The organism is Brevundimonas sp. (assembly GCF_030682035.1).
GTDB lineage: Bacteria > Pseudomonadota > Alphaproteobacteria > Caulobacterales > Caulobacteraceae > Brevundimonas.
Genome location: NZ_JAUXQZ010000045.1, coordinates 42,228 through 55,618 on the forward strand (window position 1 = coordinate 42,228; position 13,391 = coordinate 55,618).

The 13,391-nt window shown below is 70.0% G+C and carries 12 protein-coding genes; 6 read left to right on the forward strand and 6 right to left on the reverse strand.

What is annotated here, in order from left to right:
- Positions 1 to 2,148 (forward strand): amylo-alpha-1,6-glucosidase, encoded by a 2,148-nt coding sequence (locus Q8K49_RS12905; RefSeq protein WP_305306490.1) that lies wholly within the window; start codon positions 1 to 3, stop codon positions 2,146 to 2,148.
- A 19-nt stretch (positions 2,149 to 2,167) separates the two neighbouring features.
- Here the strand turns inward: Q8K49_RS12905 and Q8K49_RS12910 are convergent, their stop codons facing one another.
- Complete coding sequence (locus Q8K49_RS12910) at positions 2,168 to 2,824, reverse strand: RNA methyltransferase (RefSeq protein WP_305306491.1); 657 nt, start codon at positions 2,822 to 2,824, stop codon at positions 2,168 to 2,170.
- Between the two features lie 78 nt (positions 2,825 to 2,902).
- A complete protein-coding gene (mutY, locus tag Q8K49_RS12915; RefSeq protein WP_305306492.1) occupies positions 2,903 to 3,931 on the reverse strand; it encodes an A/G-specific adenine glycosylase in 1,029 nt (342 codons plus the stop codon).
- Positions 3,932 to 3,952: 21 nt separating this feature from the next.
- On the opposite strand from mutY, the gene Q8K49_RS12920 reads away from it, so the two are divergent.
- The 5 genes from Q8K49_RS12920 to Q8K49_RS12940 all read left to right on the forward strand — a co-directional run bounded on the left by Q8K49_RS12920 (position 3,953) and on the right by Q8K49_RS12940 (position 9,812).
- The gene (locus Q8K49_RS12920; protein ID WP_305306493.1) at positions 3,953 to 4,519 is read left to right on the forward strand and encodes a DUF721 domain-containing protein; all 567 of its coding nucleotides are present in this window, start codon (positions 3,953 to 3,955) and stop codon (positions 4,517 to 4,519) included.
- 103 nt (positions 4,520 to 4,622) lie between these two features.
- Complete coding sequence (locus Q8K49_RS12925) at positions 4,623 to 5,276, forward strand: DsbA family protein (protein ID WP_305306494.1); 654 nt, start codon at positions 4,623 to 4,625, stop codon at positions 5,274 to 5,276.
- 8 nt (positions 5,277 to 5,284) lie between these two features.
- Positions 5,285 to 5,923, forward strand: a complete 639-nt coding sequence (locus tag Q8K49_RS12930) for a thioredoxin domain-containing protein (protein WP_305306495.1) — start codon at positions 5,285 to 5,287, stop codon at positions 5,921 to 5,923.
- 14 nt (positions 5,924 to 5,937) lie between these two features.
- Positions 5,938 to 9,378 (forward strand): chromosome segregation protein SMC, encoded by a 3,441-nt coding sequence (smc, locus tag Q8K49_RS12935; RefSeq protein WP_305306496.1) that lies wholly within the window; start codon positions 5,938 to 5,940, stop codon positions 9,376 to 9,378.
- 140 nt (positions 9,379 to 9,518) lie between these two features.
- The gene (locus Q8K49_RS12940) at positions 9,519 to 9,812 is read left to right on the forward strand and encodes an endonuclease domain-containing protein (protein WP_370867780.1); all 294 of its coding nucleotides are present in this window, start codon (positions 9,519 to 9,521) and stop codon (positions 9,810 to 9,812) included.
- Between the two features lie 49 nt (positions 9,813 to 9,861).
- Here Q8K49_RS12940 and Q8K49_RS12945 read toward each other — a convergent pair whose 3' ends face one another.
- From Q8K49_RS12945 to Q8K49_RS12960, 4 genes are all read right to left on the reverse strand, one after another.
- Positions 9,862 to 10,584 (reverse strand): WecB/TagA/CpsF family glycosyltransferase, encoded by a 723-nt coding sequence (locus Q8K49_RS12945; protein WP_305306498.1) that lies wholly within the window; start codon positions 10,582 to 10,584, stop codon positions 9,862 to 9,864.
- 138 nt (positions 10,585 to 10,722) lie between these two features.
- A complete protein-coding gene (gene pth / locus Q8K49_RS12950) occupies positions 10,723 to 11,355 on the reverse strand; it encodes an aminoacyl-tRNA hydrolase (RefSeq protein ID WP_305306499.1) in 633 nt (210 codons plus the stop codon).
- A 78-nt stretch (positions 11,356 to 11,433) separates the two neighbouring features.
- Positions 11,434 to 12,129 carry a 50S ribosomal protein L25/general stress protein Ctc gene (locus tag Q8K49_RS12955; protein ID WP_305306500.1) on the reverse strand — a complete coding sequence of 232 codons (696 nt, stop codon included), beginning with the start codon at positions 12,127 to 12,129 and terminating at the stop codon, positions 11,434 to 11,436.
- Between the two features lie 153 nt (positions 12,130 to 12,282).
- On the reverse strand, positions 12,283 to 13,389 hold the full coding sequence (locus Q8K49_RS12960) for a hypothetical protein (RefSeq protein WP_305306501.1): 1,107 nt from the start codon (positions 13,387 to 13,389) through the stop codon (positions 12,283 to 12,285).
- Between the last annotated feature and the right edge of the window lie 2 nt (positions 13,390 to 13,391).

The window sequence follows — 13,391 nt, forward strand, 5'->3', positions numbered from 1 at the left end:
ATGGACGACGCCTATACGGTCCAGACCACCGCCACCGAGTCGGGCGGCGCCGATGGCCTCGAACGGCTGATGGCGCTGAAAGATGGCGACACCTTCCTGGTGGCTGACGACTGGGGCGACCTGAAGGGCGGAGCGGACGGACTGTTCGTCAATGACACCCGCATCCTGTCGCGACTGGTCCTGACGGCCGGGAAGGCACGGCCCTCGCTGCTCAGTTCCGGTGTCAGCCAGGACAATGTGTATTTCACCTGCCATTCGACCAACCGCCCCTTGCCCCCCATGGGCGGGCGTTCGGCGCCGGCCGGGGTGCTGCATATCGAGCGGCGTCGCTTCGTCCGGGACCGACGGATGTTCGAGCGGGTCCGGATGGCCAACCACGGCGTCGAGGACGTGCTGCTGCCACTGACGCTCGATTTCGCCGCCGACTTCGCCGACATCTTCCAGGTTCGGGGGACCCTGCGCGAAAAACGCGGGAACGCCGAGTTACCGACGCACGACGGTCGTCGCGTGACCTTCGGCTACGTCGGCCTGGACGACGTCCGTCGCACCAGCTGCCTGGCCTTTTCCGAACCGCCCGCGCGGCTCAGCGGATCGCGCGCGGAATTCATGTTCAGCCTGCCCAAGGGCAGGCGTTGCGACCTCTATATCGAATGCGGCCCGGACCGCTGCGATCAGCCCGACGAGGCGCGCTATCGCCAGAACGCCGTGCAGGGGCGACTGGCCATGCGCACCCGCCGACGGCGCGGAGCCTCGTTGCGGGGCCCCCGCAGCCCGCGGTTCAACGACTGGCTGGACCAGAGCAGGGCCGACGTCGCCCTGCTGACCACCGACCTGCCGACCGGGCCATATCCGTATGCGGGCGTGCCGTGGTTCTCAACGCCGTTCGGGCGCGACGGGATCATCACGGCCTGGCAGATGCTGTGGCTGGACCCGTCCCTCGCCAAGGGGGTGCTGACCTATCTGGCCGCGCGTCAGGCGACGGAATTCTCGGCCTTCCAGGACTCGGCCCCCGGCAAGATCATGCACGAGACCCGCGGCGGCGAAATGTCGGCTCTGGGAGAGGTGCCGTTCGGCCTCTACTACGGCGGGGTCGACACCACCTGCCTGTTCGTGACCCTCGCCGGCGCCTATGCGCGTCGGACCGGGGATTTCGCCACGATCCGCACCCTGTGGCCCAATCTGATCGCCGCCGTCGGCTGGATGAGGGACCATGGCGACATCAACGGCGACGGCCTGATCAGCTATCAGCGTGGCGCCGAAACCGGCCTGTCGAACCAGGGCTGGAAGGATTCCGAGGACTCCATCTTCCACACCGACGGCCGCTTCCCGAAGGGGCCTGTCGCCCTGCTGGAGGTGCAGGGCTACGCCTACGCCGCCTGGCGGGCGATGGCCGACCTCTCGACGACGCTGGGCGACGGCCGGCAGGCGGAATGGGCGGGGCAGGCGGAGCGGGTCCGGGCTCTGGTCGAGGACCGATTCTGGATGGAGGACGAGGGCTTCTACGCCATCGCCCTGGACGGCGACGGCGAACAATGCCGGTCGATCGGCTCCAACGCCGGCCATCTGCTGTTCACCGGCCTGCCGTCGGCGGAGCGGGCCAGGCGGGTGACGAAACGCCTGCTCAGCGCCGAGTTCCGCTCGGGCTGGGGCGTCCGGACCCTGGCGACCGGTCAGGCTCGCTTCAATCCGATGAGCTATCACAACGGCTCGGTCTGGCCACACGACACCGCCATGGCGGCGGCGGGCATGGCGCGCTATGGCGAGCGCCGGGCGGTGGCCCTGCTTCTGGGTGAGATCTATGCCGCGGCGGCGCATTTCCACCTGCGCCTGCCCGAACTGTTCTGCGGCTTCGAGCGCAATCCCGGCGAGCCGCCGATCGCCTATCCGGTCGCCTGCCTGCCCCAGGCCTGGGCGGCGGGATCGGTGTTTCTGATGCTGCAGGCGGCGCTGGGGATCGAGATCGACGCGGTCGCCGGGACCGTCGAGATCGACGACCCGGTTCTGCCGTCGGGGATCGACCGGCTGAACATTACCAACCTGAAGGTCGGCGACGGCATGGTCGATCTGGCCTTCCAGCAGATGGGGAACCACACGGTGGTCATTCCCTTGCACCGGGACGGGCCGGTCTCGGTGCGGACGGTGCGTTAGGTGTCGTTTCGGCGCTCCGTCAACGCTCCTCGCGCGGCGGCAACGTGGTCGGCAGAAGCTCGGCCCGCTCGACCCTGCGATTACGCTTCACATACCGGCTTTGATATTCGCGCCGCTGCTTGGCGACCTCGTAGAGGACAATTCCCGAACTGGTCCCGAGATTCAGGCTTTCGATCATGCCGAACATCGGGACCGAAACGCACATCGCCGCCCGTTCGACAGCGCGATCGCTGATCCCGAGGGTCTCGCTTCCGAACCAGACCGCCAGCTTGGCGTAGGTCGTGTAGTCCCCCTCGTGCAGGTAGATGCTGGCCTTGCCCTTCACATGCGGCGAGGTGACGATTGAACTGAAATTCTTGCTCTCGAGGTAGTCGAAGCATTCGTCCGTGCTGTCGAAGCGCCTCACGAAGGTCCATTTCACCGCTGACACCGAAGTCTTCGAGATTTTGCGACTTTCACGCAGGTCCTGCCAGTCGTCCGGAAGGCTGCGGCGTGGGTCTACGACGTAGACCTTCTCCACGCCCAAGGCGTTAACGTTGCGTATCACCGTCCCGATGTTTGCGATGTCAGCCGGATTCTCAATGACGGCGATCAGGTTCTTGCAGCGATAGGGCTTGATCTCATCAGCGCGCTTTCGGACAGACCTCTTCGAGGGTGCTTCGTCTTCGAGGGTCATCTGGCGCAACTCTTATCTTGTCACTGGCGGTACGCCAGTCAGCAGTCTTACAGGCGCGATAGCAGGCGTCCATCGGCGTCAGACAAGGCCACGCTCCAGTGCCTTACGGAACACCGTCGGCAGGGAGGCCAAGGCCTCCTCTGGATCGATCCAGAGGAAGTCGCCTCCGCCCTCTGCCACGCGCACTGTCAGCGTCAGCGAGAAATGGGTGAAGACGTGCTCGATCGTCCCCGCCTCACGCCAGTCCACGACGACGGGCGGTGGGGTCTCCGCGGCTCCCACACTCCACTCCGACGTCGGCAGACCCGTCATCCCGCCCAGCAGCCCCTCGTCGGGGCGACGCACCAGCGCCACCCGGCCCCGGTCATCGCGCAGCACCCAGGCGACGCCCGTCCGGTGCGGGCGCTCGGCCTTCTTCGTCTTCAACGGCCAGCGCTCGGGATGGCCCGAGGCGTAGCCGGCGCACCAACGGGTCAGCGGACAGGCCTCGCACAACGGCCTGCCCGGACGGCACACGGTGGCTCCGAGGTCCATCAGGGCCTGCGGCCAGTCGCCGGGGCGGTCATCCGCAATCAGCGTCGCAGCCAACCGTTTGAGCTCCGGCTTCGCGGCGGGCAGCGGCGTCTCGACCGCGAACAGACGGGCCATGACCCGCTCGACGTTGCCGTCGACCACATTGGCCGGGCGGTCGAAGGCGATGGCGGCGACAGCGGCGGCGGTATAGGCGCCGACCCCCGGCAGGGCCAGCAGGCCCGCCTCGGTGTCCGGGAAAACCGCGCCGTAGTCTTCAACCACCGCCCGGGCGCAGGCCAGCAGATTGCGGGCGCGGGCGTAGTAGCCGAGCCCCGCCCAGGCGGCCATGACGTCGCTGTCGCCCGCCGCCGCCAGATCGGTCACCGTCGGCCAGCGGGCGGTGAAGGCCTCAAAATAAGGCGTCGCATGCGGCGTGGTAGTCTGCTGCAGCATCACCTCGGACAGCCAGACCCGGTAGGGATGGGGCCGCGGCGAACCCGGCGGCGCGCGCCAGGCCAGCGTCCGCCCATGGGCATCGTACCAGTCCAGCAGGGCGGCGCGGAGAGCGGGCACGGGATTGGGGACGGCGGCCATCGACCGCGCTATAAACCGGAAATGCGCCGCACGCTGCCCACAGACGCCGAGGCCCGCGAAATCCTGTCGCGCCGACGCACGCGTCCCGCGCCCCGGCCGACGCCCAAGGCCGGCCGGGCGTTGCAGGGGCTGATCAAGGAGCTGGACGGCAAGTTCGGGCGCGGCGCCGCGGCGCTGGAGCCGCGCTGGCGCGAGATCGTCGGCGACCGGCTGGCGCGGGTGACGCGGCCGCAAAAGCTGACCAAGGGTCGGGGCGGCGCCGGCGGGACGCTGGAGCTGCGCGTGGCCGGACCGGCGGCCCTGCTGGTGCAGCATCAGTCCGAGGACATACTGGCGCGGGTCAATTTGTTCCTCGGCCCCGGCAGCGTCGATCGGCTGAGGATCGCCCAGGGCCCGGTCAGGCCGCTGTCGGACATCGCCGCCGCGCCGAAGCGCCGCCCCGCCGCCCAACCCCTGGCCGCCCATGAAGAAGCCGAGCTGAAGGCCGCGATCGATGCAGCGCCCGAGGCGCTTAAGGGGCCGCTGGAGCGGCTCGGACGGGCGGTTCTGGGCGATCCGGAAAAAGGCCGCGACCGTTCGGGCCGTTGACAAAACTTCGCCGTTTCTGTTCTCGAAAGTGCTGAAGCGCGCGTATACGCGGGGATGTCGCGCGATGCTTTCCAAAATCCCGCCCCCAGCTAAGGACGACGCCATGAGCGCCCAGACCAAATACGCCGCCATGAGCCGCCGCGCGGCGATGACCGCCGCGGCCCTGGCCGCCATGGCTACGCTGGCCGGTTGCGGCGGGGGCGGCGCGGGCGCGGCCGCCGAGGGCGACATGGCCATGGGTGCGGCCGAGGGCGCCAAGGTCACCGTGGTGGAATACGCCTCGGTCACGTGTCCGCACTGCGCCGCCTGGCAGGAAACCACCTGGCCCGCGTTCAAGGCCGCCTATGTCGATACCAACAAGGTCCGCTATGTCTTTCGCGAACTGCCGACGCCCCCCACGAATGTCGCCGTCGCCGGCTTCATGATCGCCCGCTGCGCCGGCGAGGACAAATATTTCGACGTGATTCACGGTATCATGGCCAGCCAGGCCGAGTGGCGCGCAGGCGTCAACCCGCGCGACACCCTGTTCCGCATCGGCAACGGCGCCGGCCTGAGCAACCAGCAGATCGAGACCTGCATCAAGGACCCCGAGAACCTGAAAGCGGCGGAGGAGCGCTCCAACGCCGCCGTGAAGGCGGGCGTCTCCGGCACGCCGACCTTCTACGTCAACGGGGTTGCGATCGTGTCCCCGGGCGCAGAAGGCGTGACCATGGCCGACCTGTCGCGTGCGATCGACGCCGAACTGGCCAAGGGTTGATCGCGGCGGTGGCGACACGGCGGCGATCCCTGCTGATCCTGGCGTTGGCGTTGCTGGCGCCCGCGGTCGCGGCTTCCGCGTCGGGATCGGATTCCGCTCTCGCGCGCCAGACGCTCGCCCCGGTCACTGCTGCCGACCGCAGCATTGGCCGGACCGACGCCCCCGTGACAGTGGTCGAATACGCCTCCTTCGCCTGCAACCACTGCGCCGACTGGCACCGGTTCGTATATCCGACGTTCAAGACGCGCTTCATCGACACCGGCCAGGTGCGGCTGGTGTTCCGCAACCTGCCGACCCTGCCCGAGGAAATGTCGATGCCGGGCGCGGCCCTGGCCCGGTGCGCGGCGCCCGAACGGTTCTTCGAGGTTGCCTCGGCCCTGATGCTTGGGCAGGACGCGGTCTTCCGGGGCGGGACGCGCGAGAACTGGTACGCTCCCGCCATCGCCGTCAGCGGCCGCACCCAGGCCCAGCTTGACGCCTGCGTCGCGACCCCGGCCATCCTCGCCGCCATAAACCGGGACGTCGACAGCGCGAACGCGGCCGGCGCCACCACCACCCCGGCCTTCTTCGTCAACGGACGCCGGGTGACGGACCGCTCGCTGGGCGGGCTGGAGGTTGCAATCCGGGCGGCCGCGGCGGCCCGTTGACCGCGTAGCAACACATGCAGTTCCAGCGCCTCCGGCTCGTGGGCTTCAAGTCCTTTGTCGACCCCGCCGAGGTGCATATCGAGCCCGGCCTGACCGGCGTGGTCGGCCCCAATGGCTGCGGCAAGTCCAATGTGCTGGAAGGCCTGCGCTGGGTCATGGGCGCCAACTCCGCCAAGGCCATGCGCGGCCAGGGCATGGACGACGTCATCTTCGCCGGCGCCGCCGATCGCCCGCCGCGCAACCACGCCGAAGTCCAGCTGACCATCGACAACGCCCAGCGCAAGGCCCCCCAGCCCTTCACCGACAGCCCCATGCTGGAGGTGTCGCGCCGCATCGACCGGGGCCAGGGCTCGACCTACCGCATCAACGGCAAGGAGGTCCGTGCCCGCGACGTCCAGCTGCTGTTCGCTGACGCCTCGACCGGCGCCAACTCCCCCGCCCTCGTCAGGCAAGGGCAGATCAGCGAATTGATCGCCGCCAAGCCGCAGAACCGCCGCCGCATCCTCGAGGAGGCCGGCGGCGTGGCCGGCCTGCACACCCGCCGGCATGAGGCCGAGCTGCGGCTCAGGGCGGCGGAGGCCAATCTCGAACGGCTGGACGACATCGGCCGCGAACTGGAGACGGCCCTGTCGCGGCTGAAGCGCGAGGCGCGGCAGGCCGAGCGTTACAAGAAGATTTCCGCCGAGATCCGGGCCTTGCAGGCGGCCCTGCTGTTTGTGCGCTGGAACGACGCCCGGGTGGCGGCCGAGGGCGCGGCGCAGGAGCTGGCCGACGCCGAGCGGGCCGCGGGCGAGGCGACTACCGCCTCGAGCCGGGCCCAGACCGCCGCCTTGTCGGCGCAGGAGGCCCTCAAGCCCGCCCGCGAGGAAGACGCCGTCGCCGGGGCCCTGCTGCACCGCGCCTCGCTGGAGCGCGACCGGCTCGACATGGCCGAACAGGCGGCGCGGGCCGAGGTCGACCGCCTGACCGCCGAAGCCGCCCGCATCGCCGCCGACATCGACCGCGAGACGGCCATGGCGGGCGATGCGGACAGCGAGCTGACCCGGCTGGGCGCCGCGCTGGAAACCCTCACCGCCGAGATCGCCGGGGCGCCGACGCGTGGCCCCGAGCTCGAGGCCGCTCTCTCCGCCGCCGAGGACGCCCGCAAGGCCGCCGACGCCGAGGTCGAGCGCGTGGCCGGGGCCGCGGCCTCGGTCGAGGCGCGGGTCAATGCCGAAAGCGCCCGCAAGCGCGACGCCGAAGCCCGCGTGGCCCGGGCGGAGACGCAACTGGCATCGGCCCAGTCCGAACGCGCTGCGCTGGGCTCCTTGGAGACGCCCGAGATCGAGGCGGCGAAGACGGTGCTGGAAACGGCCCAGTTCGAGCTGGCGGCGGCGCGCACAGCGGTCGAAGCGGCCGAGACCGAACGCGGCGACCGCGCGCGGGCCGAGGCCGAGGCGCGCACGGCGGCCCGCGCGGCCGAGGATCGTCTGGGTCGGTTGCAGACCGAGGCCCGCGGCCTCGCCCAACTGCTGGTCCACGGCAAGCGCGAACACGCTCCGGCGCTGGACAGCGTCGCGGCCGACAAGGGCTATGAGGCGGCGCTGGCCGCGGCCCTCGGCGACGATCTGGACGCGGCGCTGGACGCGCGAGCGGCGGCCTACTGGGCCGGCGCCGAGGTACCCGCTCCCGTCTGGCCGACGGGCGTCGAATCCCTGGCCGCCCACGTCTCGGCCCCCGACCAGTTGAAGGCGCGTCTGGCCCTTTGCGGCGTGGCCCCGGCCAGCGAAATCGAACGGCTGGCCAAATCCCTGCCGATCGGCGCCCGTCTGGTCACGGCCGCTGGCGACCTGTGGCGCTGGGACGGCTTCGTCCAGCGCGCCGAGGCGCCCCGTCCCGCCGCTGTTCGGTTGGCGCAGCGCACCCGCCTGTCCGAGCTGGAAGGCGAGATCGACGCGGGCAAGCCGGCGCTGGAAGCGGCGCAAGCCGCGCTCAAGGCCGCGACCGAGGCCTTCCGCGCTTCCGAGGAGGCGGTGAAGACCGCCCGCGCCGCGCCCTTCGCCCTCGACAAGGCCGTCACGGCGGCGCGCGACCGGGTCGAGACGCTCGCCCGCGATCAGGCCCGCAAGGAGGCGCGGGCGCAGGCGCTGGACGAAACCCTGATCCGGCTGACCACCGAGGTCGAGGCGGCCCAGGCGTCTATGGCCGAGGCGCAAGGGGCCGACGCCCCGTCCGAGACGCTCGAGGGCCTGCGCGCCGAACTGGCGGACGCGCGGACGGCGGCGGATGCGGCGCGCGGCGCGGCGGCGACGGCGCGGGTCGAGCGCGACGCCGAGGCGCGCGAGGTGGCGGGTCGTCAGGCGCGGCTGGACGGCCTGACCCGCGAGCGCGACGGCTGGGCCGCGCGGGCGAAGGACGCCACGGCGCGGATCGCGGCGCTGGAGAAGGATGCGGAGAGGACGTCCGGACGGCTGAAGGCGGCCTCCGAGGCGCCCGAACGGCTGGCGGCGCAGCGCTCGTCCCTGCTCGACGCGCTGACCGCCGCCGAGACCCGGCGCAAGTCCGCCGGAGACGCCTTGGCCGTCGCCGAGAGCGAGGCGACCGAGGCCGACCGGGCCGCGCGGGCGACCGAGGCCGCGGCCTCAACGGCGCGCGAGGCGCGGGCCGGGCTGGCGGCGCGGGCCGACGGGGCCGCCGAGCGTCTGGCCGAGACCGAGACCAACCTGCGTGAAACGGCCCAGATGTCGCCCGAGGCGCTGGGCCAGAAGCTGACCGACGACGCCATCGCCCGCCCGCCCGACGCCGCCGGGGCCGAGAGCCTGCTGTACGGGCTGGAGCGCGAGCGCGAGGCCCTGGGCGCCGTCAATCTGCGCGCCGAGGACGAGGCGGTCGAATACGGCGACCGGCTCAACACGATGAAGGTCGAGCGGCTGGACCTGACCAGCGCCATCGCCAAACTGCGGGACGGCATCGACGAACTGAACGCCGAGGGCCGCGAGCGGCTGGTCGCGGCCTTCGACATCATTAACGACAATTTCAAGAGCCTTTTCGAGGCCCTGTTCGGCGGCGGCCAGGCCGAGCTGAAACTGGTCGAGAGCGACGATCCGCTGGAGGCCGGGCTGGAGATCTACGCCTGCCCGCCCGGCAAGCGGCTGGCGGTGATGAGCCTGATGAGCGGCGGCGAGCAGGCCCTGACGGCCGCGGCGCTGATCTTCGCGGTGTTCCTGGCCAATCCGGCCCCGGTCTGCGTGCTGGACGAGGTTGACGCCCCGCTGGACGACGCCAATGTCGACCGCTTCTGCCGCATGCTGAACGAGATGCGCAACCGCACCGACACCCGCTTCATCGTCATCACCCACAACCCGGTAACCATGAGCCGGATGGACCGCCTCTACGGCGTGACCATGCCCGAGCGCGGCGTGAGTCAGCTGGTCAGCGTGGACCTGACCCAAGCGGAAGAGATCGTGGCGGCGTAATCCTCCCCTCCAGGGGAGGGGGACCATCCGAAGGATGGTGGAGGGGCGCCAGACATTACGCAATTCCATGTTAGATTGCATGAGTGGTCGCGCCGCACGACACAGTTCAACACGCCCGAAAACTCCGCAGACGGCTCACCTTGCCGGAGGTCCTGGTGTGGCAGGCGTTGCGCGGCGGACGTTTGGTGGGACGGCGCTTCCGGAGACAGCACCCGGTCGGCCCCTACATCCTTGATTTCTACTGTGACGAGCTTCAGCTGGCCGTCGAGATCGATGGCCACAGCCACGATCATCCGGATCGCATCGCCCATGACCAGCGTCGGACGGGCTGGCTGAACCGGCAAGGCGTTCAAATGATCCGCCTCGCGGCGCGAGACGTGCTCGCCGACATGGACGGAGCGCTCGGGATCATCCGGAGAACCGTGGGGCGGTGACATCCCTCCACCATGCTTCGCATGGTCCCCCTCCCCCAAGGGGGAGGAACTAGCGCCCTATGACTTCGGTCCGCACAAACCACCCGAAGATGGCCGGCCCCTCGATGACATAGCGACGGAACATCCGCCTCGGCTGGCTCAGCAACCGGTGCAGCCATTCCAGCGACAACTGCTGAAACACCTTCGGCGCCCGCTGCTGACGGCCGGTGAGGAAGTCCACCGAGGCCCCCACGCACAACGTCACGCCCGTCTTCCTGCCCGCGGCGCGCAGGGCGTGGGCGAACAACTCCTGTTTCGGGAAGGAGACGCAGGCAAGCAGCACGTCCCACTCGGAGCCTGCGGCATGGCCGACGGCCGCCCGCCAGCCGAGCGTGCCCGGAACCAGCATCGGCGCCTCGAGGAATTTCAGGGTCTGGCGCGGATAGCGGGCGGCCAGGGCGTCGAAGGCCGCGCGGTCGGGGCCGAAGACGGCGATGGTCAACCCCTCTGCGGCCGGCGAGGCCAGCAGGTCGGCGGTCATGTCCGAGCCCGGATATACCGGCAACGTCACCGCGCGCAGCCGCGCCAGATGGCTGAGGATGCGGCTGTCGCACACCTTCAGCGCCGCGCCCTCATAGACCTCACGGGCCACCCGGCCGTCCATCAGCTTGACCACATGGTCGACATTGGGCGTCACGACATAGCCATAGGCCCCGCGCGCCATGCCCAGCACGCGGGCCAGCATCTGGGCCCGGTCGCCGTCGGCGAAATCGAGGGTCATGAAGCGCGTCATGGCGTCAGTCTACTCGCGCTGCGGTCAACACCCGGTTACGATGGCGCATGAAATTCGCACCGAAGGCCGCCGTCCTGACGACGACCCTGTCGGCCGTGCCCGCACTCGCCGCGCCGCGGACACTCGGGGACGGAACACCTAGTCCTCGCCCTTCGCCGCCTTCTGCGCAGCCTGGCGAGGGCTGAATTTGGGGGCGGGGGCCAGACGCATGACTTCAGCCTGATAGCGGTCGTCGTCGCCGGCGAGGGCGAAGGGCAGGGCGTCGGCGACGGCGTTGAGCATCGGCTCCAGCCAGGTCTGGTCGGCCTTGTGGAAGTCGCTCAACACATGGCCGTGCACCAGCTGCGGTTCGCCCGGGTGTCCGACACCCATACGACCGCGGCGGAAGTCCGCGCCCAGTTGGCTGATCATGGAGCGCACGCCGTTCTGGCCCGCCGCGCCGCCGCCGATCTTCATGCGGAACCGGCCGGGGGCCAGGTCGATCTCGTCGTGGAAGACGATGACCGCGCCGGGCTGGACCTTGTAGAAACGCGCCGCCTCGGCCACCGCTCGGCCGCTCTCGTTCATGAAGGTCTGGGGCTTCATCAGCAGGACGCGTACCGCGCCGTCGGCGGTCGCGACCTCGCCCTCGCGGATCACCGACTGGAACTTGGCCCGCTCGGGTCCGAACGACCAGCGCCGGGCGATCTCGTCGGCGGCCATGAAGCCGATGTTGTGACGGTTGCCCTGGTATCTGGGTCCCGGATTGCCCAGGCCGGCGATGATGATCATGGCGCGAGGTCCGGATAAGGAAACGGCCCCGTCCGCTTCCGGATGGGGCCGTTCCAGTAGCAGTTTGTCGAGGGGCGATCAGCCCTCGGCGGTGTCTTCCGTGGCTTCGTCTTCGGCTTCGCCGGAGGCGGCCTGTTCGGTGGCTTCAACCTCAGCGGCCTCGGCGGCCACTTCGGCGTCGTGGGCCTCGTCGGCGGCGGCCGAGATGGCGGCCGAAGACGTCTTGATCGAGGCGATCACGAAGTCACGGTCGGTGATGGTGGGTTCGACCCCTTCCGTGCCCTTCAGGTCGGTCCAGCGGATGGTGTCGCCCATCTTGTGGCCGGCCAGGTCGACGATCAGGTCTTCCGGGATGTGGTCCGCGCGGACTTTCACCTCGACCGAGTGACGAACGATTTCCAGCGAGCCGCCCTGACGGAAGGCTTCGCACTGGTCCTGGTTGATGAAGTGCACGTTCACTTCGATCTTGATGGTCTGCTTTTCGCTGACGCGCATCAGGTCGAAGTGCAGGGGGCGATCCGACACGGGGTCGAACTGCACGTCGCGGGCGATGACCGGCTGGCTCTCGTCGCCGTACTTCAGGGTCACCAGGTGGCCCAGCAGCTTGCCGGTATAGAGTGACTTGCGGAAGTCGCGCTCGTTCACCGCGATGGCGACGGGGGCTTTGTCGCCGCCGTACAGCACGCCCGGGACCATGCCCGCACGACGCGCGGCGCGGGCGCCGCCGGTGCCGACGCCATCACGGACGTCCACGTTCAGAATGATCTCGGCCATCGCCTCGCCTCAACAACACAAACGCCGCGCTGACCAGTCAGCCCTCGCGGCGGGGTCAGGGACCCTGAATTCAAGAGCGCGGGTCATTACACGCCAACCGGCGCGGACGCAACCGCCCCAGGCGTCATTGCGACGCCAGAATGGAAACGAACGTCAGCGCCCGCTGTTCAGAGCCGAGGTCGCGGAGATCGACGCCGCCGCCGCTGCTTCGGCCACGGGCGTTTGCACCGGAGCGGAATCAGGGGCCCCGCCGGCCACGGCGGTCGCCGGGATCTCGACGGGCGCGGGGGTGATGTTCTGGGCCGTGCAGGTGGCCAGATCGCGCGCCACATGACGGCCGACGCAGAACATGTCCTCATAGCTGGGCCGCGAGGCGGCGAGGCATTGGAACAGCATCAGCTTGGACATGTTGAGGCAGAACTCGCTGTTCTGCTCGACGGTCAGGGCCTCGGTATTGGCGCGGGCGTCCTCTCCGCCGGCCCCGAGCGCGGCCAGGGCGGCGATGGCCAGCGACCGGGCGATGGCCGGCGTATAGGGCGGCCCCGAGCGGGAACCGTTCAGTGACAGGCCCGTGCCCGAGTTCGCCGCGGCGAACAGGCGGGCCGATTCTTCGGCCGACGGCAGCATCTGCACTGCCGACAGGGCCTTGGCGCCCTCCAGCCGTGTCACGCGATCCGCGATATGGGCGACGGCCCAGCGGCGGCGCGGGTCGTTGCGCTCCTGGATGGTATAGGCGTCGCCCTCAACGGCGTCGGCGATCACCAGCATGGCCGCCGAATCCCGACCGATGGTGTCGATGATCAGGCCTGCGGCCGCGTCCGCGCCGGGCAGGGTGGCCGCATAGGCGGGATCCGCCACGACGCGGTCGATAATCTGGCGACGGTTGTCGGGGTCAGCGGCGATCGCGCGCACGCCCTGCACGAACTCCGGCGACTGCAGCGCCAGGATCGAGCCGTAGGCGATCATCCCGCGGGACAGTTGAGCCGGTTCATAGGAGGCGCCCCGGCGGATGGCGGCCTGGATCGCTTCGGCGCTGGTGAAGCCGGCCTGGATGGTCCCGGCCTCGCGCATGAAGGCGACATAGATGGAGGCGGCCTGGGCCACGCCCTCGTTCAGACTGACAGCCGGCGGCGGCGCGGCGGGCGGCGGGGGCGGTGCGGGAGCGGGTTCCGGCTCCGGGGTCGCGCAACTGGCCAGAACGGCGGCGACAACGGCGGCGGTCGCCAACGAAAGGCCGCGGCGCGGAAGAGCCTTGAACATGC